Raw genomic sequence first — 26,982 nt, 5'->3', positions numbered from 1 at the left:
GAAAGAATTTATAAAGTAGCCCTGGATTAATCAGGCTGGTATTCCTAGATGTGCTGTTGCATACAAAAAAGCCCAATTTTTATTGGGCTTTTCGCAGATTCTTTATCTGATAAACGTCGGAAGTTTTTTGCAATATCTCCAGACTTGAATTTGGCTCCTCCAACTGGACTTGAACCAGTGACATACGGATTAACAGTCCGCCGTTCTACCGACTGAACTATGGAGGAATCGCTCCTGAGAACGGGGCGAATATTAGCGATGAACTGAAACCCTGTCAACGCAAAAAATCTTACCGGTTTGTTGTTTGCTCGCCATGTAGGCGCATTGTGTTATAACTGCGCTATTTTGTTAAAGCTGAGTACTTTTATTCATCATCGGCAATGATGTTGCTGTATGCGATTGCTCAGGGAACGCCATGATATAAACATCATAAAAATGTATTTCACCTTTCATTTTTATAATACGTTTGATTTCATCCTTTATTGCCAGCGGAACACGAGGGTGGAGATGGAGCGCTTTGATTGCTTGGTCTGAGATTCTTTCGCTGACGAACCATTCGCCGTTGTAACATACCCGTAGATCAAGCACACCGATATCGTCAAATCGATATACGGGCTTAATTTCGAATAATAAAATAGCCGCCATGACAATGAAAAGTACGGTGAAGGCTAGCAGTGAAAGTAAACCAAAGTATGGGGCGTACCAGATAAGCGCAGTGAGCGTCAGGTAGGATACGAGCATAGCCAGGCAAAGGTAAGGATGGTTGCTGATAAACTGGCTGTTGAAACGAAGTTTGCCATCACGCTGTTCTTCAATGTTGATTCGTTCAAGATCCTGAATCAGTATCTGCTTAATGATATTCATACGTTGACCTGATTAAATGAAGAGAAAGTGAAATATTTTCATAATTATCGGTCCTTAAGGCTAGCATGAGAGAGACTATCTGACGTAGAGCAGTTGTTTTATTTTAATTTGCCAACTGTTATTGATTGAGATTAATCTTAATGCTTTCATTAAGATAAAGGTTGAATAAATCAAAAAAATTTATAATTAATGACTTTATTTTTTATATTATTGCTCTAATAATGAGCGTAAGCGTTTTTTTTAAAACACGAATGCATAAAAAGGTTGCTATTCTTTTTCTATCATGAGTTAATGCAGCCGGCCTGATAAACAGACCTACTTTATGTACGACATCTTGAGTTAATGAGTTATGTGTAAGTGTTATCCTCAGATAGCCTTTGTTGACCGTTTCCTTCTTAGTGCCTCCATAAGTAATAGCTGATAACTGGCCAGTACATGCCCATGTTGGCAAAATTTTTTTGATATATAGGAAAGTCACAATGTCTGACAAAATGAAAGGTCAAGTGAAGTGGTTCAACGAGTCTAAAGGCTTCGGTTTCATCACCCCAGCTGACGGTAGCAAAGACGTATTCGTTCACTTCTCTGCCATTCAGGGTAACGGTTTCAAAACTTTGGCAGAAGGCCAGAACGTAGAATTCACCATTGAAAATGGTGCTAAAGGCCCAGCAGCAGCAAACGTAACTGCTATCTGATTGCCTGAATGATTTTTAAGTCCGTCATTGTTTTATATAGTGGCGGGCTTTTTCTTTGTTAGAGTAATATCTTTGTTTACTTATTAATTGCTTCTGATTATACTCCGTACAAATTTTATTGGGGAGATTAGCGTCATTGGACAGTCAAAGTTTTTGGTTAAATAAAAAATAAGACGGCAAGCTGTTCATTTCCTTCCGATTTGCTGCTTGCTGAACAGGGCGGGCGGTACCACTCAAAATATCTGAGCTGTACTTACTCAAAGACGGTATTATCCGGTACTCAGTGGAGTTACTGAGGATAGTATATTGGGTTTTCTATTATGCTGTTATATATTTACATTTTGTTACCTCCAGGCATGTACAGAAAATAACGCTGAATTAAACATTCGGCACAAGTTTCTGTGTGCAAAATAAATGCACATGATTATTTATCCATTTAGCTGTATGGAGAATGTCATGTTAATAACTCCTTTTGTCTTTCATTTATTATCAGCTATGTGCTTTGGTGCATTAATTGGTGCTGAGCGTCAATGGCGTCAACGTATGGCGGGTTTAAGAACTAATGCATTAGTTGCGACCGGTGCGGCTGTTTTTATACTCAGTTCAATAACAACTTCACCAGATAGTGCTGGTCGTATTGCTGCGCAGGTTGTTTCAGGAATTGGTTTCCTCGGTGCCGGTGTCATTATGCGGGAAGGAATGAATATTCGTGGACTAAATACCGCCGCAACTTTGTGGTGTTCCGCGGGAATTGGTGTGTTATGTGGCCTTGGGCAGTATTGGCTGGCTGCGATAGCCACCGCGATTATTCTTTGCGCAAACATATTGTTACGTGAGGCTGCTCAACGTATTAATTTACAGCCCAGACAGCAGGCCATTGATCAGGCACAGAGTTATAAAATTCATGTAGTGTGTGATAGTGATGATGGAATTTTGGTAAGAACATTAGTGTTACAGGCTCTCAATGGAGTAGCCGTGAGGCTACAATCACTGAGTTTCACTGATATGATCCAACCTGGAAAACTTGAAGTATGTGCTGAAGTGTTAGCAACACCCACTGAGCAAAAAGAGATAGAAGCGATTGTCTGTCGCATGAGTTTAGAAAAAAGCGTTAGCTCAATAAATTGGAAAATTGTTTCTGAGCCATAAGTCTAAAAATTATTTGTATAAAACAACAATAATTTTGTTCGATAAAGAGTTATGGCTGACTTTTTATCATGTAAAACAAACAGAGCGTTGCCTGTAGCATGTTTTTTCAGCCAGGTAACGCAGTACAAGGGGGGCAACACTGAGTTGGTTACAAATTCGCTTTATATGGATAATAGTTTTTTTGGGGTATTATCTATTTATGGTTTTATTAGGGGAAAATAGTTAAATTTGGTATTTTTTACCATAGTAATTATCATCTAATTAACTATTGAGGTGTTACTGATGATTGTCATTCTAACATCAAGTTTGATCGGATAAAGCTGATATAGGTATCGTACACGGATACAGAAAAATTGATGAGTTACCATTTTATTTTGTTCGGCATCGGTTGCCTATTACTGTTCAGAACTCTCAGTGGAAATATCATTTCACTTGCAAAAGTGAGGTAGAAGAATGATCTAAGTTTGTTCTTATATAAGAGTAAAATAGATAATAATTTTGCTTGATGAAGTATGCCGTGAAAAAATAATGGTAGTAGCTAATGGTTACCATCAGGCAAGATTTCAGTGTATTAATTTAGCAGTTCGATATTTGTCCGATGATAAAGTAAAAACACTTGCTGCCTTTTGATGGTGAAAGAGCTGTGATATTACAAGAATGACTAACTTTTTTTGCCCATACAAAGAAGAGAGCCACCTTTGCTATTTCTGTATTAAGAGAGGATGGTGGGACAGTAAAAGTTCTTACCGAAGATAATTCTGTTATTACTGTCATGGTTTGTCATGATGTAGGATTAGATTCCGAAGTTATTTTAATAACTCAACAAACTGAGCTGGTAGGTGTTGGAATCCTGGGAAATGGAATAAAGATCGGTATTTAGTAAACTGAGGCGTTGTAAAAATCTCATGTTAAAAAGAACCGGTATACAGAGGGTTTACCTGGAAATGACATTAATAAGGCCGTGGTATTGAGATACGTTGGTGTTGCAACAGGTACAGATGTACAAAAAAAGTGATGGATATTACCTGGCTTGAGAAAAATCTGCGGGCGTTAGGCGAAGGATAGTTAAGGGAGATAGACACGAGGGAATATCATCAAGTGCTTGAATATAACGGTAAGTTCAGACGTTAGTAATGTTTTTTCAATGTTAATTGTCAGCACTTTTATTCCATTTTTTCTGATGAAAGATATTCATTTACTAGTACAAGATTTGATATGTGATATTTAGTAGCTTTCTTTACATTGAGATAAAATGAATAAAGAGTTTCAGAGAAAACCTTATCAATGAGGCAATAAAAATATTAGATATTTTATTGTATCGGCAGAACTGGTTTGTTCTCTTTTTGCTATGTAGTTATATATGTTGATATGGGATTTTTTACAGTAAAAAATATTGTATGTGGGGGTTTTATTTCATCATAATTGGTGTATTAAATGGTAGATGCGGTTTGTTTATATTTTGCTCTCATGGGGGATGTCTTTTATCCAATATCCACATCACAACGGTATTTTCAGTATTATTGATTGCATAATTGATAATGATTCTCGATATCTATTTTATTCTTTTCTCATTTAATCAACTAATGGGTTTAGAGTCTTTGCCCTAAGAATATTTTCTGTGGTTAGATGAGACTGTAATCAGTTGTTGCATTTTTTTCCATGCTTGGTGAGTGGTTATGGTTACTTGAAAAAGTATAACTACTATTTATGTGGGGAAAAAAATTGTTCATCAAAATAATATCTTTTTCGTCTTTGATATAAAAATATTATGATATTTTCACCATCAATAGTTATTAATGATATTCTTTTGGTAAGAAATGGCTTTTATTTTACAGCTCTATTGCTATTAATTATTCTTGCGATAAATTTTAATCAATTATTTTATTCATGATTATCATTCGAATAATGGTATCTATAATGTGAATCAATGACAATCATATTTTTATTTTTTTGCATATGAAAATAATATTTTTGGGATGGGGGTTGTAAATTTCATATGAAATAGTGGATGATGATAAAAAGTTATTTTAATATTTTATTTGTATTATAAGTTCATGAACATTGAAATAGTGTATTTTATTTGTTTAAATATTAATTTGTGAATTATATTTTTGTTGAATTATATAATAAATGGTGATTGTATTCGTGATTGGCATTTGATTTGGTTATATATTTATGTTGATTGAAGATTTTATATCTGTAATTATATCTATTATAAATCTTTAAAATGGAAAATTAGATTAATAAATAATCTATTGTTTATTTAAAATGCCTAATGTTTCTAAGGAGTATATATTGACTATGTGTAAGTTTGATTAATTAATAATTTTAAACATGAAAAATAAAGGTGAAAAAATAAAGTAATCAATAGGAGGACTGTGTGTTTTTATTATATTATGAAATATGGCATTTTGATAAGTTTTTTTAATGATTATTGCCATTTATTTGGTTGTCTGGAGTCAAAATTGGCCTGTTTTTTCTATTATCTTCATGCTGTGTATTGGTTGTTATTTGAGCGATAAGATTCTGTTGTAGTTGTTTTTTTATTCATTATCTTACTGTATTTTATGCTGTTTTTGTATGGTTGGTGTTATTTGTGCATGGTGGTATGTGCTTTTAGTTAAGTCTTATGGTTAAAGAAAATACAAATCTAAACTAAAAGTGATCATACCAGTATCTTTTTTGCAACCAAATTTTGCATAAAATTAATCTATTTTATCGTACAAATGGAGATATCAAATCTTAGAATAAGATTATTGTTTACACCAATTACTCAGGCATAAAGCTGATTTTATAGTTATCATTTGACTAAAAGTAGGATTTTTTATCGTTATTTTGAGTTTATAAGCTTAATAGATCGTATAAAATCAAAAAATATACCTAATATTTTTATTTAGATAATTTAACTTATTAAAATTGGGAATTCGGATTTTATTTAATTGTTTGAATAATTAATGATCAATTCATCGATTAAACACATATTAAAAGCCTCTGTTTTTGTGAGTCATGTCACATAGTATTTAAAATTGCGTTCTCTTTCCGTTGTATAAGTTGATGATTCAGGAGTAAAGTTGTTCTGCATTAAGAATATTCTTAATCGGTAGTAAAAATGTTATATCAGGTAACGCAATAATACTTTTGCAGCTCATTACCGTAATATTTTTGAAGTTGGACGAATCAAAAGTAATACAAGGGATGGTTACTGCTCAGACTAAGCCTGTATATTTTAGTTATGTAAGAGATTATTAATCCCTAAGCTATTTTAGGAATTTTGTCACGAGTGGTTTTTCGAACACTTAACTGATTTTTTAATGTAATCGGACGGGATAGAGAAATGAGTACGGTTGAATTGCTCAAACATATTTATGACATAAATTTATCGTATCTGCTTTTAGCTCAGAGGTTAATTAACCATGAAAAAGCATCAGCGATGTTCCGTTTAGGTATTAGCGATTCTATGGCTGATACGTTGTCTGAATTGACATTACCTCAGTTGGTAAAGCTCGCCGAGACTAATCAATTAGTCTGTAATTTTCGGTTCGAAGACAGTGAAACTATTCAGCAGCTTACCAGGGAATCTCGAGTGGATGATTTACAACAAATACACACAGGCATTTTGTTATCAACTCATCTGTTTCAGCAGTTATCTTCGAAAGATGATACTTCAGTGAAAAAAAGAGCATAAGAGATGGCCGAGAAAAGTATAGTTCAAGAAGCTAAGGATATACATCTTGCGATGGAACTCATCACTTTAGGCGCACGGTTACAAATGCTTGAAAGTGAAACGCAATTAAGCAGAGGACGGCTAATTAAGCTTTATAAAGAGTTGAGGGGAAGCCCCCCTCCTAAAGGGATGCTGCCTTTTTCAACAGATTGGTTTATGACTTGGGAACAGAATATTCATTCATCAATGTTCTATAATGCCTATCGTTTCTTACTTAAAAGCGGTTATTGCGACGGTGTGGAGGCGGTTGTTAAAGCATATCGACTCTATCTTGAACAATGCCCTCCCGTTGGAGGGGATGCCCCTGTTCTGGCGCTGACTCGTGCCTGGACTCTGGTACGTTTTGTAGACAGTGGCATGTTGCAACCTTCACAGTGCCGCACTTGTGGCGGAACCTTTATTACTCATGCCCATCAACCTGTGAATAGCTTTGTTTGTAGTCTTTGTCAACCGCCATCACGCGCCGTAAAAAAACGTAAACTTTCCTCTCAACCTGCCGATAGTAATTCACAACTGCTGGATGGATTTGCTCAGCGCGCAATGTGAATTTAAATGGGAAAATCATTCCTACAGGTTACGGATTTGCACTTTTTTCCTGTAACCTGTGTTGAAATTGCAACCATTCTGGATTCAGACTGTTCAACTTCCCATCCGCTCACCAACTTAGCTAAAGGATATCGCGTGTTAGTACTTTTAGGATATATCGTAGTTTTTGGTGCGGTAATCGGTGGTTACCTGATTGTAGGTGGTCATTTGGGCGCACTTTATCAACCCGCTGAATTTTTAATTATCACTGGTGCTGGCATCGGTGCTTTTATTGTTGGTAACAACGGAAAAGCGATTAAGGCAACATTGCGTGTTTTGCCAAAGGTAATGCGCAGATCTAAATATAACAAAACGATGTATATGGATCTGATGGCTCTGCTTTTCCGGTTGTTAGCAAAATCCCGTATGCATGGTGTTTTGGCATTAGAGCGGGATATTGAAAATCCGCAGCAGAGTGATATTTTCAGCCAATATCCACGTTTGCTTAAGGATAAGCATTTGATGGATTTTATCACCGATTACATGCGGTTGATTGTGAGTGGCAATATGAATCCTCATGAAATTGAGGCTTTGATGGATGAAGAAATTGAAGCTTATGAACAGGAAAGCGAGATCCCGGCGACCAGCCTGATGATGGTTGGAGATTCACTTCCTGCTTTTGGTATTGTGGCTGCTGTTATGGGGGTGGTTAATGCCCTGGGTTCGGCAGATCGTCCGGCAGGAGAGCTTGGCGTGCTGATTGCTCATGCTATGGTTGGGACATTCCTCGGCATTTTGCTGGCATATGGCTTTATCTCTCCACTTGCGACTTTGTTGCGTCAGCGCAGTGGCGAACATATTAAAATGATGCAATGCATTAAAGTGACATTATTATCCAGCCTGAATGGTTATGCCCCGCAAATTGCTGTTGAATTCGGCCGTAAGACATTGTACCTCTCGGACCGTCCTTCTTTCACTGAGTTGGAAGAACATGTTCGCCGGGTGAAAGCGCCTGTTCAGCAAGAAACTGAAGAACAAGTATGAAGGCGCGTAACGTCTCGGTCATTAGGGTAAAAAGACGTAAAAGAAATGACACCAGACATCATGGTGGTTCATGGAAAATTGCCTATGCTGACTTTATGACCGCTATGATGGCATTTTTTCTGGTTATGTGGCTGTTGGCAATTTCCAGCCCGCAGGAATTGACCCGAATTGCAGAATATTTCCGTACCCCGCTACAAGTCGCGATAAATAAAGGGGAACGCAGCAGTGATACCTCTAACCCTATCCCAGGGGGAGGGCAGGATGTGCTTTATCAGGAAGGTGATATTCTGCGTCAGGTTGAAGTCGTTGAAGCTAATGATGAAACCCGCAGGTTAAACAGGCTGCGTGAGCAACTCGATCAGTTGATTATTACTGATCCCCGCCTTAAAGAATTACGTCCACATCTGTTGATTGACATGATGGATGAAGGATTACGTATCCAGATTATTGACCGGGAAAATCGGCCAATGTTTATGGTTGGCAGTGCAAAAGTCGAAAGCTACATGAGTGATATCTTGCGAGCTATTGCACCAATCTTAAACGATATTCCAAATAAAATCAGCCTGTCCGGTCATACTGACGACTTGAAATATGCCAATGGTGAGCGTGGTTACAGTAACTGGGAGCTATCCGCAGATCGGGCTAACGCGTCAAGGAGAGAGCTGCTGATAGGCGGGTTGGATGAAAGCAAGATATTGCGGGTTGTCGGTATGGCTTCAACGGTCCGCTTGAAGCAGGAAGATCCCAGTTCTCCGGTTAATCGTCGTATCAGTATTTTAGTGCTCAATAAGCAAGCGGAAGAGCGGATTGAACAGCAAAACACCGGCAGCAATTCCCTGATTATTAACGATAGTAAGGAAATTCACGAGGTGATTAGAAAGGATTCTGCTGAAAGTGGGCCAACACAGTAATCCAATGAAATCACAGCATCGGCTCAATCAGCATCGCTGAGTACTGAGTCCAATCGTGGTACCGACTAAGGTGACAAAGTAACAATGGATATTACCGCGTTTTATCAGACTTTTTTTGATGAAGCAGACGAATTGCTGGAGGATATGGAGCAGCATTTATTGCAGCTCGATCCCGATGCGCCAGATCAGGAACAGTTGAATGCTATTTTTCGTAGTGCTCACTCAATAAAAGGGGGGGCTGCGACTTTTGGTTTTATCAAGCTACAGCAAACTACGCATGTTCTGGAAAATTTGCTCGACAGCGCCAGACGAGATGAAATGAGTCTGACGACTGACATTATCAACCTGTTTTTAGAAGCGAAAGATATTATGCAACAACAGTTGGATGCCTATAAAAGTTCTCAGGAGCCGGATGAAAGTGCGTTTACCTACATCTGTGAGACTTTGCGCCAGCTTGCATTGGAAGTACAGGAAGAAAATGAAGATGAGGTTGAGCCTGTCATCGCTGAGGTAGCACCAGGATTGCCTGAATCCGAACCAGAACCTGTTGCGACTAAAAACCAGCAAGGCAGAGTTCGGGTTCATCTGTCTGGTCTGAAAGAGCGCGAAGTTTCTTTGATGCTTGATGAACTGGCTAATCTGGGGGAGGTTTATGATGCTGAACAGACCCGGGATAGTGTAGAAGCCTCATTGGTAACATCAGCCACAGAGGATGATATTACTGCTGTACTCTGTTTTGTGATTGAACCGGAACAGATCACTTTTTTGCCGGTAGCTGAATCAAAAGATGAAGTTAAAAACCGGGATACAGATAAAGCCGTCAAAACGACTGTGTCGGAAAAAAGTGTCATACCGCCTGCCGGGCGTCCCGCACCTGTGCCACCGGCTGGATCGCCACGTCAGCGTGCGGAATCTTCCAGTATTCGGGTTGCGGTTGAGAAGGTTGATCAACTGATAAACCTGGTGGGTGAATTGGTTATCACACAATCTATGCTGGCACAGCATTGTAATGATCTTGAACCTAATTCACATGGCGATTTACTGAATTGCATGGTTCAGTTACAACGAAATTCCAGAGACTTACAAGAGTCTGTAATGTCTATCCGCATGATGCCAATGGAATATGTGTTCAGCCGTTATCCACGTTTAGTCAGGGATCTTGCTGGCAAACTGAATAAAAAAGTGGATCTGACTTTGGTTGGCAGCTCCACTGAACTGGATAAGAGCTTAATTGAGCGCATTATTGATCCATTGACTCATCTGGTCCGTAACAGCCTTGATCATGGTATTGAAGAACCGGAAGTTCGACTCGCTTCAGGTAAGCCTGAAACGGGTAACCTGACACTTTCTGCTGAACATCAGGGGGGGAATATCTGCATTGAAGTTGTGGATGATGGCGCTGGGCTGAATCGTGAAAAAATTCTGGCCAAAGCGATATCACAAGGGTTATCAGTCAGTGAAAACATGAGTAACGAAGAGGTTGCTATGTTGATTTTCGCCCCTGGTTTTTCCACGGCTGAAGTGGTGACAGATGTATCTGGCCGCGGTGTTGGCATGGATGTGGTTAAGCGAAATATTCAGGAAATGGGAGGACAAATCCAGATTAACTTCCAGGCAGGTAAAGGGACAGTTACCCGGATTTTGTTACCTCTGACGCTGGCAATCCTTGATGGTATGTCAGTGAAAGTGAATAATGAAGTGTTTATTTTGCCATTAAGTGCGGTAGTCAGTTCCCTTCAGCCGCAGGAAGAAGATATTTATCCACTGGCCGGCGATGAAAAATTGCTGCATGTCAGAGGCGAATATTTGCCACTGATTAAGTTCTATCGGGTTTTTGATATTCCTGAGGCGAAAACAGATCCGACTAAAGGGATTGTTGTGATTGTACAGAGTGCCGGTCGTCGTTATGCCTTGTTGGTTGATCAGTTAGTTGGGCAGCATCAGGTGGTCGTGAAAAATATCGAAAGTAACTACCGCAAAGTGCCGGGAATATCCGCTGCCACGATTATGGGTGATGGCAGTGTGGCATTGATTATTGATGTCTCTGCGTTGCAGCAACTCAATCATGATCAATTGGCACTCAGCAAAGCTGAGTTATTAGAAAGAAATAAGCATTAAATGGGGATTATACCCAATAGATTTCAAGTTGCAGCGCGGCGGCAAGTGAACGCAGCCAACAAAGCAGCAACTTGAAAGATGAAGGGTATATCCCTATAGAAAATCGTCAATATCACAGCAAAAGGTAAGATTATGTCGGCCATAGAAGCTTTTAATAAATTGTCAGGAGAAACTGCCGGGGAAGGATATCTGGTTTTTACCCTGGGTGATGAAGAATATGGTATCGAAATACTTAAAGTACAGGAGATCCGTGGCTATGATCAGGTCACCCGTATTGCAAATACTCCTGCGTTCATTAAAGGGATAACCAATCTGCGTGGTGTCATTGTTCCTATTATTGACCTGAGAATTAAGTTCGCTCAAGAAACTGTTACTTATAATGATAATACTGTGGTTATTGTTCTGAATTTGCTGAACCGGGTGGTTGGTATCGTTGTTGATGGTGTTTCAGATGTTTTATCGCTCAAAGCTGAACAAATCTGCCCGGCTCCGGAATTTGCAGTGACATTGTCTACTGAATATCTGACTGGCTTGGGTTCACTTGATGATCGCATGTTGATTCTGGTGGATATTGAGAAGTTGCTTAATAGTGAAGAGATGGCCCTGGTAGATTCAGTGGCTAAAAACTAGTCATCAAAAATAGCTGCCATGACTAATAGATGGCAGCTATTTTTTTGTCCATTCTCTGCTGATCCCAATCAGAAAAAATATTCAAATTTCTTTTATTTGACCAGTAAAGTTTCTTTTAGCTATGCCGATAACAGAGCCATGCTGATCTATTGTAAAAAAGGGAAAACATGTTTAACCGAATGAAAATAGTGACCGGGTTGATGGCGGTCATCATATTATTTGGTGCTCTGCAATTTATATCTGGGGGACTTTTCTTCCATGAGTTGAAAGGTAATAAAGAAAACCTGGAAATACTGGATAAGATGCGTGAGCAGCAGACATTTTTGAATGACACCTGGGTTAATTTGCTACAGGCTCGTAACAATCTAAACCGTGCTGGCATTCGGTACATGATGAAGGACGAAGGCGTTGACAATTATTACACGATGGAACAGCTGCTGACTGATGCCAGAAGTAATCTGTCTATAGCAGAGCAGCGCTTTGAACAATATGAACAAACGGCGAAATTGCCTATTCATGAATTAGAAAGCCTTAATCGCCTTAAAAAATCCTATGATGTTTATATTTCAGCGCTTCATGAGCTCATCGTCCTGATTGAACATGATCGGGCGGTGGAATTCTTTAATCAGCCAACCGGCAAATACCAGAGTGCTTTTGAGGAAGAATATAACTTCTATCTGACTCAAAACGATCATCTTTATTCCGATGTTGTATTTGATGCGGGCATATCCTACAGGAATGCCGTGATTATGCTGGTTATTGTCATGCTGATTCTGGTTTCAGCCATGATTTTCAGTTGGGTTAGTATCAAGCATAGCTTGCTGAATCCATTAAATAAATTATTGGAGAATATTAAGGCATTTTCTACTGGTGATTTGACACAGAAAATTACTGTTTCAGGCAGAAATGAGATGAGCATGTTAGCTATTGGCCTGAAACATATGCAGAAAGAATTTATCAATACTGTCAGTAGCGTTCGTCACAGTAGTGAAAATATTTATAACGGAACCAGTGAAATTGCTGCCGGGAATAATGATCTCTCTTCCCGCACTGAAGAACAGGTCGCCTCTTTGGAAGAAACAGCGGCAAGTATGGAACAACTGACGGCAACGGTAAAACAGAATGCGGAAAATGCCCGTCAGGCTAGTAACCTGGCTGACAGCGCCTCTGAAATTGCCCGTCAGGGTGGGAAAGTCGTGGCGAATGTTGTGCAGACAATGCATGAAATTGCCGGCAGTTCTCAGAAGATTTCCGATATTACCAGTGTTATTGATGCTATTGCGTTCCAGACTAACATTCTGGCGCTTAATGCCGCGGTAGAAGCTGCACGTGCCGGTGAACATGGGCGTGGTTTTGCTGTTGTGGCAGGAGAAGTCCGTAATCTTGCCCAGCGTAGTGCTGAGGCAGCAAAAGAGATCAAAGCATTAATAGAAGATTCAGTCAGCCGCGCGGATACCGGTTCTATTCTGGTTGAAAGTGCCGGTGAAACAATGAACGACATTGTCAGTTCAGTCACCCGTGTAACTGACATTATGGGTGAAATTGCATCCGCATCTGATGAACAAAGCAGAGGGATAACTCAGGTTGGCCTGGCTATCTCTGAGATGGATCGTGTAACACAGCAAAATGCGTCTTTAGTTGAACAATCAGCCGCGGCTGCGGCCGCGTTGGAAGATCAGGCGGCTGGATTGAAGAAACTTGTTTCTCTGTTCCAGTTACCAAGTCTTGACGATAAGTCTCAACCAGAAACAAAAACTGAACATTTACCTGCGGTTAAGACTCTTCCTGCTAAATCGAATCCACCTGTGTTGAAGAAAGTCAGCAATGTGGAAGAACAATCTAATTGGGAAACATTTTAAAACACTAAGTGATAACCACGGCTGCATATGCAGCCGTTAACCGAGGTGATTACATGTTAGGCCGGCTTCGTATATCAACCAGTTTATATCTGTTACTGATGATGTTTTGTGTGATGCAGATAATCTCAAGTGGTTTATCACTTGGGATTATCCACACAGACCAGACTTATATCGAGCGGATTGATCTGGGCACACAGAAAAGAGACACTTTAGGATTGAGTTGGGCGGCTTTGCTGCAATCGCGTAATACACTGAATAGAATTGCTGTAGGAAAAACGCTGCAACAATCTGAAGCTCATATTGGCAGTATGGTTGCTAATGTTAAGGAGACACTGGATAAGGCTGAGATGCATTTTGCGGAGTTTATCGCACTGCCTAAATTAAATGACGAGGATGGCAGTAGTGTATTGCTGGCATCTGTGGAAACCAGCTACAAAGAATATATCAATGCACTCAGGGAACTCTCTGCTTTCTTGGAGCAGGGGAATTATGATGCATTTTTAAACCAGCCAACAGAAAAGTATCAGCAGCAGCTGGAATCTGATTTCAACCAATATATGCAGTATATCGGAGAGGAAATTAAGACTGCTGTTCAAGATGGTCGCTTTTATTATCAAATTGCAACTGCGATGTTCGCGGGAGCGATCCTGATGGTACTGGTAGTTGCTTGGGCAGCTCATTGGTGGCTCAAAAGAAATCTGCTCAAACCATTCGCTAATATGCGCAGTCACTTCCAGAATGTTGCGGAAGGAAAATTGAACAAAGAAGTTTCTGTTTTCACTCATGATGAAATCGGTGAAGTTTTCTTCAAATTGCGTGAAATGCAACGTTCACTGGTGAGTTCCATTGCTTCGGTGAAAGAGAATACTAACTTGATGTATAGCGGTATTCAGGAAATTACTCAGGGTAACACTGATCTCTCTTCCCGCACTGAAGAGCAGGCGGCGTCATTGGAAGAAACAGCTGCAAGTATGGAACAACTGACGGCCACGGTAAAACAGAATGCGGAAAATGCCCGTCAGGCCAGTGAATTGGCAGTGTCTGCATCAAAAACAGCTTCTAAAGGCGGTGAGCTGACAATCAGCGTCGTGGAGACGATGGATGCAATTGCCAATAGCTCACAGAAAATCAGTGCCATTATCAGCGTTATTGATGGCATTGCATTTCAGACTAACATTCTGGCGCTTAATGCGGCAGTAGAAGCTGCACGGGCAGGTGAGCAAGGCCGCGGTTTTTCTGTTGTTGCTGGTGAAGTCAGGGATCTCGCTCAACGAAGCGCCGAAGCGGCAAAAGAGATTAAAACATTAATTAGTGAATCCGTTCAGCGGGTGAGTCAAGGTTCTGAATTGGTCAGTGATGCAGGGAAGACCATGAATGAATTGGTCGCTTCGGTAAACCGGGTCACGGATCTGATGGCCGAAATTGCTGCGGCATCTGATGAACAAAGTCGCGGTATTCATCAGGTGGCACAAGCGGTTACGCAGATGGATCAGGTTACTCAGCAGAACGCTGCATTGGTTGAGCAGTCAGCCGCAGCAGCAGCGGCACTTGAAGATCAGGCCGATATTCTGGTGAAAACAGTAGCACAGTTTGAATTACCGGATAATTCAGAAAATAAACTTGAGAATGAACTTTCACTTACGCTGAGGTCCTCGGGCAGTGAAGGGGCGGTCAGTCAGACTCGCTGAGGCCAGATGAAATCAAATTTAATTGCTTCAGCGACAAGTTTGCCGTCTTTGCCACTGAACCACATGATTCAGCGTTATACCCTGGCAGATGCGCATTTTGAGCGCATCTGCCAGTTTATATATCAACGTGCTGGTATTGTGCTTGCTGCCCATAAACGGGAGATGGTCTACAACCGTTTAATTCGGCGTTTACGGGTGCTTGGAATACGTGATTTTGGGCAATACCTGTTTATTCTTGAGAATGATACTGACAGTGAGGAGTGGCAGGAATTTATCAATGCGTTGACGACTAATCTGACGGCTTTTTTTAGGGAAGCGCATCATTTTCCTTTGTTAGCTAAACATGCAAGTAAGAAGAATGGCTCGTACCGGGTGTGGAGTGCGGCAGCATCTACAGGGGAGGAGCCGTATTCAATTGCTATGACGCTGAGTGATGTATTGGGGCATCGTTTTCAACAGGTAAAAATTATTGCCAGTGATATCGATACCCATGTATTGGAAAAAGCACGTAAAGGTGTTTATCGGCTGGATGAGTTGCGCCAACTGACAGATCAGCAGAGAAAACGTTACTTTTTTAAAGGCGTTGGAGCTTATGAAGGTTACGCCCGTGTCCGGCCTCAACTTGCTGACATGGTGACATTCCAGCATTTAAACCTGTTAGATCCCAATTGGCCGCTTGAAGGTAAGTTTGATGCCATATTTTGCCGTAATGTAATGATTTATTTTGATAAAAAGACGCAGGAACGGATACTGCGCCATTTTGTTGCTTTGTTAAAACCCGATGGATTGCTCTTTGCCGGGCATTCCGAAAATGTCACTCAAATAAGCCAGGAATTCTACTTGCAAGGACAGACTGTTTACGGTGTAGGTCGGGCAAGGAGAGGTCATGAATAAGATAACTGTCCTTTGTGTTGATGATTCAGCGCTTATGCGCCAAATCATGCGGGAGATCATCAATAGCCACCCAGATATGGAGGTAGTGGCTTGCGCCCCCGATCCACTGGTGGCCCGTGATCTGATTAAAAAACATAATCCACAAGTGCTCACGCTGGATGTTGAAATGCCACGCATGGATGGCATTGATTTTTTGGAAAAATTAATGCGTCTGCGGCCAATGCCTGTGGTGATGATCTCTTCTCTGACAGCCAAAGGTTCTGAAATCACATTAAGGGCATTGGAGCTTGGTGCCGTTGATTTTGTCACTAAGCCTCAATTAGGTATTCGTGAAGGAATGCTGGCTTACAGTGAACTTATTGCGGAGAAAGTGCGGACGGCGGCACAGGCTAAATTATCTGTGCAAACAGCCACACCAGTAAATTCTGCTCCTTTAAGTTTTAAGCCTCTGTTATCCAGCGAAAAACTGATTGCAGTCGGTGCTTCTACTGGCGGAACGGAAGCGATAAAGAATTTGTTGCAACCGTTGCCGGTAACCAGCCCGGCACTACTGATTACGCAACATATGCCTCCGGGTTTTACCCGTTCCTTTGCTGAACGACTGAATAAACTTAGCCAAATTACAGTAAAAGAGGCCGAAAATGGTGAACGGATTTTGCCAGGGCACGCCTACATTGCTCCAGGTGATCGCCATATGGAACTGTGCCGTAATGGTGCTGATTATCAGGTTCTGATCACTGATGCACCGGCTGTTAATCGCCATCGTCCGTCTGTAGATGTGTTGTTCCGGTCAGTAGCTAAATTTGCCGGAAGAAATGCTGTTGGTGTATTACTCACAGGAATGGGCAATGACGGCGCGGCGGGTTTGCTGGAGATGAAACAAGCCGGAGCGTACACATTGGCACAGGATGAGGCGAGTTGCGTGGTGTTTGGTATGCCAAGAGCTGCAATACAAATGGGGGCTGTGGATGAAGTCATGGATATCCTCAAAATGAGCAAGAGAATGCTGGCAAAAATAAGCTCGGGGCAGTCTGTCCGTATTTAACGGTTGCCGGATAAATTTAATTTTTTAAACAGCTCTGTGCTGACTGGTAAATAATTTCAAGGAGTTTTTATGGCGAATAAGGATCTTAAATTTCTGGTGGTTGATGATTTTTCAACCATGCGTCGCATTGTTCGTAACCTTTTAAAAGAATTGGGCTTTAATAATGTAGAAGAAGCTCAAGATGGGGCAGAAGCCCTGACTAAGATTCGTTCCTCTCAATTTGACTTTATTATCTCTGATTGGAATATGCCCAATATGGATGGTTTAGAGTTGCTAAAAGTCATTCGTGAAGATGCCCAATTGGCTAAGATACCGGTTTTGATGGTGACAGCAGAAGCGAAGAAAGAAAACATCATTGCTGCGGCGCAGGCCGGGGCCAGTGGTTATGTTGTTAAACCTTTTACCGCAGCTACTCTGGAAGAAAAGCTCAACAAAATATTTGAAAAACTGGGCCTCTAAGGAGACATAATGAGTGTAAATCCAATCATGCCGAGGGATGAGACCATTAGTGCCAGTGAAATTATCAGCCGGATCGGCCAGCTTACGCGTATGTTGCGTGATAGTTTACGTGAGCTGGGATTAGATCAAACGATCGCTCAGGCCGCCGAGGCAATACCCGATGCGAGAGAACGTTTGGACTATGTTGTGCAGATGACAGCACAGGCAGCTGAAAGGGCGCTTAACTGTGTTGAGGCGGCGCAACCTCGTCAGAATGAGTTGGAATCATCGGCAATTTCACTGACCAAACGTTGGGATGAGTGGTTTGAAAATCCGGTTGAATTGCCTGTGGCACGCTCATTGGTTACCGATACCCGGAATTACCTCAATACGGTACCTGAGCATACTGCTTTCACTAACGCTCAATTGCTGGAGATCATGATGGCACAGGACTTTCAGGATCTTACCGGTCAGGTTATCAAGCGGATGATGGATGTTATTCAGGAAATAGAAAAACAGTTGGTGATGGTATTAATGGAAAACATGCCGGCTGATCAGATGGCGAAAACTAAGAAAGAGGCTGACAGCTTACTAAATGGCCCGCAGGTGAACCAAAACGGCGTGGGCGTTATTGCTAATCAGGCTCAGGTTGATGATTTACTGGATAGCTTAGGTTTCTGAATAAACGTGGCAGGGGTAAACCTGCCACTCAGGATTAAAGATTTTCCGGAAATTGTTGACCTAATGATCTGAGCGAAGCAAGCAAAAATATCGCTGTGGGTAAGGTACAACGGACCTGCATCAGAAGAGATATTTAAGTCTGGCGCGTGCGCCGTAGCGTTGGTCATTGTTACTGTTGGCAATTTTGTTGTTAGCATTGGCCTCCAGCATAGAGACATAGGCGCCAAGATAGAGATTAAAATTCTGCATATTCATGATGTCAGGAATCAGATATGACATATGGATGGTATTTATATCGTATTTACCCGGTTCACTGAATGGGTGATCGATGCGTGCGGTCATATCGTCGGTATTGAACGTTTCGATATTGTTGTGGGCATAGATATAGCCCAGTTCGAAGCGATGCCAAGTTACATTGATTCCGGCGGTGAAGTTCTGTTCGCCTGAGGCATCCAGATAGGCGGTATTCAGGTTGGCGACAATGCCATCATCTGGGTTGGTTGCCAGACTGTTCCAACTCAGTGTCATGCCGTAGCCATTGCGTTTGGATTGATCAATCCATTGTCCTTGGGCATTCTGGTAGCCGTAAGCGTTGTTGACCACATTACTCTCCATCGCTATTGCTGCTCTGAATTGGTCTTTTTTCCAGGCCGCCACTGGGCGCAGATAAGCAACATTTTTCTTATTATCCAGTGTATTGCCATGGTAGGTTTTGTCCTGGAATAGCGAAGTGCCATCTTCGAGCAGTGTGTTGAGTTCGAAATACCAGTTACCGGCGTATTTGCTTAACATCAGGTTACCACCGTTATTACTGCGGCCACGTCCTTCTTTCATCATGTAGATATAACCGAAACCATCGGCATACAAATCGTTGGCGGTATTACCAGAATATTGAATAAAGGTGTCCTGGTTGAGTGGAAACATATCGTAGGCTTCGAAACGCCCGATTTTGGCCTGCCAGTTTTTCTCGTTACCGAAGAAGAAAGCAGCGTCGTCGAGATTCATTTTGCCGGTCATGTCTGCCAATGGTTGCACACTGAAACCGGCAAAGTCGCCGTTCTGATTGCGACGGTAGCCGTCCAGTCCAATCAAGATGCGGCCATTAATATTCCAGCGTTCTTTGTCGCCAGGTTTCCAGTGTTTATTATCGCCGGTTTTAAGTGAAGTAAGCTGACCGCTTCGGCTGGTGCCGTCGAGATTGAATTCTACATCACCGTACAGTTTTAGATCGCCAAAATCATTCAGTTTCAAATTGCTGGGTGATGAGGCACTATTTTCCAGCGAAGAAGTCGTGCTTTGCGCTACTTGTGTGGTCTGTTGTTTGGTTTCGATAGCGTGCTGTTCCAGTCGCTGTGCGCGTTGCTCAGCGGCTGTAGCCCGTGCTTCCGCTTGAGCGGCTCGTTGTTCTGCTTGTTGTAGCCGCTGTTCGAGTGCATCAAGGCGTGCTTCGATGCTATTAGCAGGCGATGCAAGGGCAGAGGCTGAAAATATTAATCCTGGCGTGACAATCAGATAGTAAAGGTTCTTCATGGTACTCTACCCTTTGGGATATTAGTTATTGTGCTTTATTACATCATCAAACTGGTTTTCAGGCTAAAAGATAATTGAGTTAAGTTAGCTGGCGCTAACCAATTATTCATTAGTAAGAATCGCCGTAAACCTTCTCCCAATGCGGGCGGAAAGATAAGGCGAAAATCCTAAAGGGCTTTAAGATATTAATCAAGTGTATTTGGGTCGCGTTAACACACTCTCACTCTTTCAATGAGCGCTGACAATAATGATGCCAGTGAGAATGAAGAGGATTGAAGCAGGATGTATTTGGTTCTATTATTATAGCAATAATCTATATCTGTCATAGATATAAATTTATTTAAATAAACCTTATGGAAATTATATTTTATCTTATTATTTTCTGAATTTAATATTTAAATGATTGATAGTATATTCAAATAGTTGAGGAATATGTTTTTATATATTGATATGCTATTTATTGCACTATGATGTCAACTGGGTGAGATGCAACAAATCTAATTTAATCATGTGGTTATATATATCGGCGCTTTTTTGTGATCATTCCCTCATTACGACAGATTCTTTTATGATAAAACATAGGAGATAATAAGCTAACTTTTTGTAAAATATCGTTATTAATACTGTATACTGTGTAATTTTATCAACTCAATTTAATGTATTACTCGATACAGCGAGGTTATTATTGACATTCATCACAGAATAGAACGAGTTTTGATGTGAGCATAAAGTCTTAAGTTCGATTGATATAATAGATGCTATTATTGGAGCCATGCCTTGGTTAAGTATAAAAATATCTAATGAATGGTTTGTCGGGAAAATCTAATCATTAAAATAATTTAGCAAAGTAATGAATGATTCTAGTATCTTAACCATTGCAGGATTCAAAGACATAGGTAAAAACCTGTTTTTTAATCGTAACGTAATCATGGAAATGCCGGTGTTTATTGGCTCCGCTTTTAGCGAATGGCTATTGTTCAACGGTTGGAGTTTTTTAAATGGCGTCACATTGTGTTCAGGACAATGCTCAAAATTCGGGAAACACCGCGACAATCAAAGCTATTCATGGTCATGGAGATAATTTTGCCCACCACGTCAGGCGTATAAACGTTATTAAGAATTGTGACCGTATATCGCCATCTTTATGTAATCCATGTGGCGGGATTACCCGTGTTCACTTCTTTATCGGGATCGATAGTCTCTCAGGCAGTTATGACAGGGGACTACCCCGTGTTTGCTTATTTATCAGGCATTAAGCGCAATAACGACAACTACCACGTTAACTATTTGTGAGGAAAAAGAGAGTGATAGACGTACAGATCAATGAAGTACCTCTTAAGGAACACAGCCCTTCAATGGATAATTGTTTGGATGAGCAAAAGTTACTTTATGACATGCTGCTGTCACGGGAAATTGATAACCGTAGTGCGTTAGTCACGCGACAAGGCCGTGCCTGGTTCCATGTGTCGGCTGCTGGACATGAAGGGCTGGCAGTGTTGCCGCAGCTTATGGAAAAGAATGATGTGCTGGTTCCTTACTATCGTGATCGGGCATTAGTATTAGCGCGTGGTATGTCTACTGTTGAAATGGCAAGGGAACTTATGGGAAAGGCCACTTCTCACTCAGCTGGCCGGACCATGTCGAATCATTTTTGCGACAAAGAGAACAATATCTTCTCGGTAGTCAGCCTGACCGGAACCCAATGTATTCCCGCAGCCGGAGCTGCCTGGGCAAGCGCGTTGGACAATAAAAATGGGCTTGTCGTGTGTGGTGTCGGCGATGCAGCAACCCGGCAGGGAGAATTTTATGAAGCGGTCAGCTTTGCGGTTGAAAGGCGTTTGCCGGTAGTTTTTGTGGTTTCTGATAATAAATTGGGTATTAGTACGTCAACGGCGGCAATGGCGCCATATCGATTGGGAATTTTTAACGAGTGCTTGATTCGCCGGGTTGACGCTCGCAAGCCGGAGACCGTGTTTCCTGTTGCCCAGGAGGTATTCAATAAGGCGCGATTTGAGCGAACCCCTTGCATTTTGGTTTGCCGTATGGACCGGTTAGATTCTCATTCCAATTCGGATTCTCACAAACTGTACCGTTCCCAGGATGAACTGGAGGCGTTACAAGATCCTATTGAGAATTACGTCGCCTATTTAAAGGAAAAGGGGACGCTTAATGATCAGGATTTGGCTGAACAAAAAGAGAGCATTAAATCTGATGTCGCGGAAATATTTGAGCGTGTTTATCACGAGGAAGAGCCTGATCCTGAAAGTGTAAGTACCTATTTGTGCAATCGTCAGGGGGCTCCTGTCGTACATGTTGAGATGGAAGCCGAAGAGACACAGGTTAAAGCGGTCAATCAGGTTTTGGATGAGGCGTTGAGCCAGCATCCGAATGTGCTGTTATTTGGCGAGGATATTGAGGATCCTAAAGGGGGTGTTTTTGGTTTCACCCGTGGCTTATCTACCCGCTATCCTGATCGCGTTATTAATGCCCCCCTTTCTGAAGCCACGATTATTGGCTCATCTGTTGGGTTGTCCGCTTGTGGCTGGCGTCCGATTGTTGAACTGCAATTTATCGACTTTGTTGGGCTGGGCCTCAATCAGTTACAGTCACAACTTGGCACTTTAAGTTGGAGAACGGTGGGGAAATGGCGCTGTCCGGTGGTGATATATGCGCCTTATGGCGCTTATCTTCCAGGAGGCGGTATATGGCACAGCCAGAGCTCGGACGGTATCTTAGCGCATATTCCCGGTATTAATGTTCTTGTTCCAACGACACCAGCCGACACGATTGGGTTGTTCCGTACAGCGTTAAGTCTAGATATGCCGAGCCTGATCCTGATCCCTAAACACCTTATGAGAGAGCGTCATGAGCGCCGGCAGGTGAGTCCAGTGCCTCTCGGCCAGGCAAATATCGTCAGGTCAGGAAAGGATATTACGCTGGTTGCCTGGGGAAACACCGTTCAACTTGCGACTATGGCTGCTCTTCAGGCGGAAAAAAACAATATTGACATCGAAGTGATTGAATTACGTAGTCTGGTACCTTGGGATAAACAACGGATTGCGGAATCTTTACGCAAAACCGGGCGGCTTATCGTTGTACAAGAGGATACCCGGACGGCCAGTGTTGGCGCATCCATTGTTGCTGATCTGTTGGATGAGAATGATAATTTCTTCTCTTTACTGGCGCCTCCACGTCTGGTAACGCGTGAAGATATTCATATTCCTTTTAATCCTTGTTTAGAGAAAGCTGTTTTGCCCGGCACGGATGACATTTTGGCCTCCGTATATGCGGTAATGAGCTAAGGAGAACTTATGGCACAGTTGCTTATTCCCCCGATGGGAGAAGGAACCACTGAAGTCGTCATCACCCAGCTACTTAAGCAGGTGGGAGATCATGTCAAGCGTGATGAACCTGTTTATGAAATGGAGACGGATAAGGCTGCTTTTACCATTGAATCTGATGTTGAGGGGATCCTGGAAAAATGGCTGGCTGCGGAAAATGATATTATTCCTGTTGGGTCGGCTATTGCGGTCATCAGAGCCGCCGGTGAGTTGGCGGAGCCTTCCCCTGTCAGTGAAGAGTTGACGCCTCCGCCGGTTAGCGTGGAGAAAGTGGAGGCTGCTCCTGAGGTATCGGCTCCTCCTGCGCGTGTTCCGCCCAAAACCCGTCTGTATGCACAAGAACACCAAATTGAGCCGCACATTCTTAATCAACTGGCGGAAAAATACGGGACATTATTGCCCAGCCACATTGATGACTACCTTAAGCACAACGAAACCAAATTGCCGGAAAATGGCCATGCCAAAGATGACAATATTGGTTTCCTGTCAAAAGATCAGCAGCGCCTTAATCGCGCGTTACGGCTGAATAGCGGTACGGTACAACCTTGTTGGGCAGGCAAACCACTGTCGATTGAGCTGGTTGATAACGCCATTCGTCATCTAACCGAGAACTCCGGGCAGCAAGAGTGGATAACACCGTTTCAGGTAATCACTTACGCAGTTTCTCAGGCGCTGAAAAAATTCCCGATGTTGCGCTCAAGGCCGTTGGATCAAGAGCGTTATCATACTTATACCGATATCAATCTGGGTATTGCTTTTCTGGATGAAAAAGGTGATTTGAGTTCATTAAAAGTGCCTGGAACACAAACCATGGGCTTTTTTGAGTTCAGGCAACATCTGAATAGTGTACTGGATCCCGATGCTGAAAGAATGCCCGTCGATATAGATGTTCCCATGATGATCTCGTATACCGGCAGCGATGGCGCCACCTCGGCTGTGCCGCTTATCGTGCCGCCATCTCAGTCAACATTGTTCATCGGTGCTCCGCACAACAAAGAAATGAACCTGGTTCTGGCATTCAATCACTATTTGCTGAATGGGGTAGAAGCGGCTGAATTTCTTACAGAGATTGCTGCTGAAGTTCGCGTTCTGTCTGGGCCGCAATCTGTCGCACATCAGATGGAAGGTCAATTCGCTAAACCGGTTGCCGGGCAGTTACGCACACTCTTGGCTGACTTCCTGAATTGGGACGAGGATTTTACTGAATCCATGATGCAACGCACCTGGGCTGATTTGGGCATTGATTCGCTAAAAGCGGTAAAACTTGCGGAGCTGATGTCAGTGCGTTTTCGCCGGAAATTATCGCCTACGCTGTTCTGGCGTTATAGCTCACCGCATCGGTTGATTGAGTATCTTGACATTTCCAGAACCGAAGTAGCCGAGAAGAAACATTCCTTAGATGACTTTATTAATGCGGTGCGTTGTCTTGATGGTGAAGCAGCATTAGGATTGCAGCGCCTCATAGAGGGAGGTAAGCATGGATAATCTGTATCACATATACCATTCACTAAGCCCGGAGGAACAGCGGATAGCCAAATCCGCCTTGCTGGAGCATTTAGGCTCCATGACTCCATCAGTAAGCAGTTCAGGTGATACGAAACAGATGCCTATTGCTATTGTGGGCATGGCCTTCCGACTACCTGGCGCGGAAGATTCCCCAGAACAAATGTGGGAGATCATAAGATCCGGACGCAGTGTGATAGAAGAGATTCCGGAGCAGCGGCTTGCGTCTGGAAAACCTTACATTATTCCGCTGCCTAAAAAAGCATTAAAAGCTGGGTTACTGAATAATATTGATGGCTTTGATGCGCCATTCTTTGGTATTTCTCCGCGAGTGGCCGCCATGATGGATCCGCAGCAGAGAATGTTATTGGAGCTGACTTGGCAAGCGATGGAAGATAGCGGTACTAATCCGTTGAGTTATTCGGGATCAAAAACCGGTGTTTTTATTGGCTCGTGCAGTAATGACTATCGTGAACTCGCCGCGGCTGATATGGCGATGGCAAATGCTTATGCAACGACGGGAACACTGAATTGCCTGCTGGCAAACAGGTTGTCATTCTATTACAACTTTATTGGTCCCAGCCTGCAAATTGATACCGCGTGTTCAAGCGGATTAACGGCGCTGACTCAGGCGGTAAATTCATTGCGTTCTGGGGAATGCCAACAGGCGATAGTTGGCAGTATTAATTTGTTGAGCAACACATTTAACATGGCTGCTTATTACCGGGCAGGAATGTTATCTAAAGATGGTTGTTGCCGGGTTTTTGACGCGGACGCCAATGGCTTTGTCCGTGGTGAAGGCGCTGTGTGTCTGTTTTTGAAAACGCAAAAACAGGCATTGGCGGATCAGGATCCTATTTATGGATACGTTCGGGCATCGGCGGTAAATCATGGTGGACGTGCTAACTCACTGACTTCACCTAACCCTGAACAGCAGATTGCATTAGTCAATGATTGTTTGCAACAGGCTGGGATCTCTGCTGAGCAAATCAGTTACCTGGAGGCGCACGGTACGGGAACTTCGCTGGGCGATCCAATTGAATTTAATGCACTTAATGAAGTCTTTAACCATGATCGGTCAGGAAACATGCGGCAACCTTGCTATATTGGCTCAGTAAAAGCCAATATCGGGCATTTAGAGGGGGCTGCGGGGTTAGCGGGTATTGTTAAAGTTTTATTGATGTTGCAGCATAAATCCATTGTGCCTTGCGCGGCATTTCAGCGTCTGAACCCTGAAATTGATAGCGCTGACACGCGCTTACAACTGGCTACAGAGGAAAACGCCTGGCGGGTGGATGCAGGGCAAAAACGTTTTGCTGGACTCAGCTCTTTCGGATTGGGTGGAAGCAACGCACATGTTATTTTGGAGGAGGCGCCGACCAAAGTTCAGCAACAGATTAAAGCCAGTTCGGAGAGATATTATTATCCCATCGCGGCTAATAGCCAGGCATCGTTGCAACAAATGGTGGTTATGCTGGGAGATTTTATTGAGAACGATGAAAACATCGCTCTGCAAGCGGTTAGCTGGACATTACAGTTTGGCAGGGCGGCACTCCCCCATCGGGCACTGTTTGTTGCAACATCACGGCAGGATCTCTTGAACCAACTACGTGATTTTGCTTCGTCTGCTGCAACCAAAGAAGATCAATGGCTTCATATGGCAGAGGATGATTCTCGATTCTTATGGTTACAAGGTCAGGATATCGATTGGCGCACTTGCTGGCCTTCCGGGCAGAAACCGTTACGCATTCGACTACCCAAATATGCTTTTGAACATCGGCGTTACTGGTTACCGAACAACGAATCTGTGGTTGAAAAACCGTAGTTGGGGCCTCTCTTTTATGTATAAATTCCCTGTTGTAAAACAGGGAATTTGTCAGTCTATTAACCAATCCATTTAAAGAATGAGAAATGTTTTCTCTTTATCGAAAATTTTAAATAGCGTATTGTCGGTTGATTGGTTTTCTACCATGCTTAATAATGTTTTAATTAAATTAACGATGACAAAAAATCTGACAGATTAATCAATTAGAAAGATTAGAAAGATTAGACCGGTATTTAATCATTAATAAATGGCGAAAATAGTTTAAAAAAATAACAAAATTTATTTTCGCATGAAATTACATTAAGGGTATGAAAAAAAGGTAAATTAAATCATAAAAATAAATACTATTGCATGTATTAAGGCAGTGAAAAGCAAGTTTAAACTGGCGTATTTAAGGTGTCCTCGTTTTACATAATAATTTTCCCAAGCTAACTGCAAAAAAATAAATAACTACATTGGGTATTTATGGGTTGTTTAGCGTTGCTTTGCTCTGAAACCATACTAAAAACTTTTCTTTTTGA

19 protein-coding genes, 1 tRNA gene and 1 pseudogene are annotated in these 26,982 nt (G+C 42.2%); 18 read left to right on the top strand and 3 right to left on the bottom strand.

All coding sequences use genetic code 11. From position 1 onward, the window contains the following. Positions 1 to 151: 151 nt before the first annotated feature. Together LGZ99_RS20875 and LGZ99_RS20870 are read right to left on the bottom strand one after the other, a co-directional pair. Positions 152 to 227 (bottom strand) — tRNA-Asn (locus LGZ99_RS20875). Positions 228 to 348: 121 nt separating this feature from the next. Beyond that, complete coding sequence (locus LGZ99_RS20870) at positions 349 to 864, bottom strand: YlaC family protein (RefSeq protein WP_021326107.1); 516 nt, start codon at positions 862 to 864, stop codon at positions 349 to 351. A 479-nt stretch (positions 865 to 1,343) separates the two neighbouring features. Here LGZ99_RS20870 and cspE point away from each other — a divergent pair, with 479 nt between their 5' ends. The 14 genes and pseudogenes from cspE to cheZ all read left to right on the top strand — a co-directional run bounded on the left by cspE (position 1,344) and on the right by cheZ (position 18,262). Further along, positions 1,344 to 1,556, top strand: a complete 213-nt coding sequence (cspE, locus tag LGZ99_RS20865; RefSeq protein WP_010847246.1) for a transcription antiterminator/RNA stability regulator CspE — start codon at positions 1,344 to 1,346, stop codon at positions 1,554 to 1,556. 456 nt (positions 1,557 to 2,012) lie between these two features. Beyond that, positions 2,013 to 2,705, top strand: coding sequence for an MgtC family protein (locus LGZ99_RS20860; RefSeq protein WP_021326106.1), 693 nt, complete (start codon positions 2,013 to 2,015; stop codon positions 2,703 to 2,705). A 3,334-nt stretch (positions 2,706 to 6,039) separates the two neighbouring features. After that, positions 6,040 to 6,390, top strand: coding sequence for a flagellar transcriptional regulator FlhD (gene flhD / locus LGZ99_RS20855; protein ID WP_021326104.1), 351 nt, complete (start codon positions 6,040 to 6,042; stop codon positions 6,388 to 6,390). Between the two features lie 3 nt (positions 6,391 to 6,393). Beyond that, positions 6,394 to 6,975, top strand: coding sequence for a flagellar transcriptional regulator FlhC (gene flhC, locus LGZ99_RS20850; protein ID WP_021326103.1), 582 nt, complete (start codon positions 6,394 to 6,396; stop codon positions 6,973 to 6,975). A 135-nt stretch (positions 6,976 to 7,110) separates the two neighbouring features. Further along, positions 7,111 to 7,998, top strand: a complete 888-nt coding sequence (gene motA, locus LGZ99_RS20845; RefSeq protein WP_021326102.1) for a flagellar motor stator protein MotA — start codon at positions 7,111 to 7,113, stop codon at positions 7,996 to 7,998. Continuing rightward, positions 7,995 to 8,870: pseudogene (gene motB, locus LGZ99_RS20840) on the top strand (flagellar motor protein MotB); the annotation flags it as partial. The gene motA and the pseudogene motB, both read left to right, overlap by 4 nt. Before the next feature lie 123 nt (positions 8,871 to 8,993). Next, positions 8,994 to 11,027 (top strand): chemotaxis protein CheA, encoded by a 2,034-nt coding sequence (cheA, locus tag LGZ99_RS20835; protein WP_036841000.1) that lies wholly within the window; start codon positions 8,994 to 8,996, stop codon positions 11,025 to 11,027. A gap of 132 nt (positions 11,028 to 11,159) precedes the next feature. Next, positions 11,160 to 11,657, top strand: coding sequence for a chemotaxis protein CheW (gene cheW / locus LGZ99_RS20830; protein ID WP_015834820.1), 498 nt, complete (start codon positions 11,160 to 11,162; stop codon positions 11,655 to 11,657). Between the two features lie 167 nt (positions 11,658 to 11,824). Further along, positions 11,825 to 13,516, top strand: coding sequence for a methyl-accepting chemotaxis protein (locus tag LGZ99_RS20825; RefSeq protein ID WP_023045508.1), 1,692 nt, complete (start codon positions 11,825 to 11,827; stop codon positions 13,514 to 13,516). Positions 13,517 to 13,569: 53 nt separating this feature from the next. Continuing rightward, a complete protein-coding gene (locus LGZ99_RS20820) occupies positions 13,570 to 15,204 on the top strand; it encodes a methyl-accepting chemotaxis protein (protein ID WP_023045507.1) in 1,635 nt (544 codons plus the stop codon). Between the two features lie 6 nt (positions 15,205 to 15,210). Beyond that, positions 15,211 to 16,098 (top strand): protein-glutamate O-methyltransferase CheR, encoded by an 888-nt coding sequence (gene cheR / locus LGZ99_RS20815; protein ID WP_023045506.1) that lies wholly within the window; start codon positions 15,211 to 15,213, stop codon positions 16,096 to 16,098. Then, positions 16,091 to 17,143: a protein-glutamate methylesterase/protein-glutamine glutaminase gene (locus LGZ99_RS20810; protein ID WP_023045505.1), complete on the top strand. Its 1,053-nt coding sequence runs from the start codon at positions 16,091 to 16,093 to the stop codon at positions 17,141 to 17,143. The genes cheR and LGZ99_RS20810 overlap by 8 nt, the downstream gene beginning before the upstream one ends. 69 nt (positions 17,144 to 17,212) lie before the next feature. Continuing rightward, positions 17,213 to 17,602, top strand: coding sequence for a chemotaxis response regulator CheY (gene cheY, locus LGZ99_RS20805; RefSeq protein WP_021326097.1), 390 nt, complete (start codon positions 17,213 to 17,215; stop codon positions 17,600 to 17,602). A gap of 9 nt (positions 17,603 to 17,611) precedes the next feature. After that, on the top strand, positions 17,612 to 18,262 hold the full coding sequence (gene cheZ / locus LGZ99_RS20800) for a protein phosphatase CheZ (RefSeq protein WP_023045504.1): 651 nt from the start codon (positions 17,612 to 17,614) through the stop codon (positions 18,260 to 18,262). A gap of 120 nt (positions 18,263 to 18,382) precedes the next feature. Here cheZ and LGZ99_RS20795 read toward each other — a convergent pair whose 3' ends face one another. Next, positions 18,383 to 19,792 (bottom strand): carbohydrate porin, encoded by a 1,410-nt coding sequence (locus LGZ99_RS20795; protein ID WP_036841004.1) that lies wholly within the window; start codon positions 19,790 to 19,792, stop codon positions 18,383 to 18,385. Positions 19,793 to 20,790: 998 nt separating this feature from the next. On the opposite strand from LGZ99_RS20795, the gene LGZ99_RS20790 reads away from it, so the two are divergent. The 4 genes from LGZ99_RS20790 to LGZ99_RS20775 are packed head-to-tail and all read left to right on the top strand — an operon-like array spanning position 20,791 to position 26,461. Continuing rightward, positions 20,791 to 21,048: a hypothetical protein gene (locus tag LGZ99_RS20790; RefSeq protein ID WP_152552764.1), complete on the top strand. Its 258-nt coding sequence runs from the start codon at positions 20,791 to 20,793 to the stop codon at positions 21,046 to 21,048. 48 nt (positions 21,049 to 21,096) lie between these two features. Further along, positions 21,097 to 23,094, top strand: coding sequence for a dehydrogenase E1 component subunit alpha/beta (locus LGZ99_RS20785; protein WP_021326094.1), 1,998 nt, complete (start codon positions 21,097 to 21,099; stop codon positions 23,092 to 23,094). A 9-nt stretch (positions 23,095 to 23,103) separates the two neighbouring features. Continuing rightward, on the top strand, positions 23,104 to 24,618 hold the full coding sequence (locus LGZ99_RS20780) for a biotin/lipoyl-containing protein (RefSeq protein WP_036841005.1): 1,515 nt from the start codon (positions 23,104 to 23,106) through the stop codon (positions 24,616 to 24,618). Continuing rightward, positions 24,611 to 26,461 carry a type I polyketide synthase gene (locus LGZ99_RS20775; RefSeq protein WP_262979533.1) on the top strand — a complete coding sequence of 617 codons (1,851 nt, stop codon included), beginning with the start codon at positions 24,611 to 24,613 and terminating at the stop codon, positions 26,459 to 26,461. The genes LGZ99_RS20780 and LGZ99_RS20775 overlap by 8 nt, the downstream gene beginning before the upstream one ends. The last annotated feature ends 521 nt before the right edge of the window (positions 26,462 to 26,982 follow it).

The sequence above is a fragment of the Photorhabdus temperata genome (assembly GCF_025384845.1).
Classification (GTDB): Bacteria; Pseudomonadota; Gammaproteobacteria; order Enterobacterales; family Enterobacteriaceae; genus Photorhabdus; species Photorhabdus temperata.
This window is presented reverse-complemented; position numbering and strand designations above follow the sequence as displayed.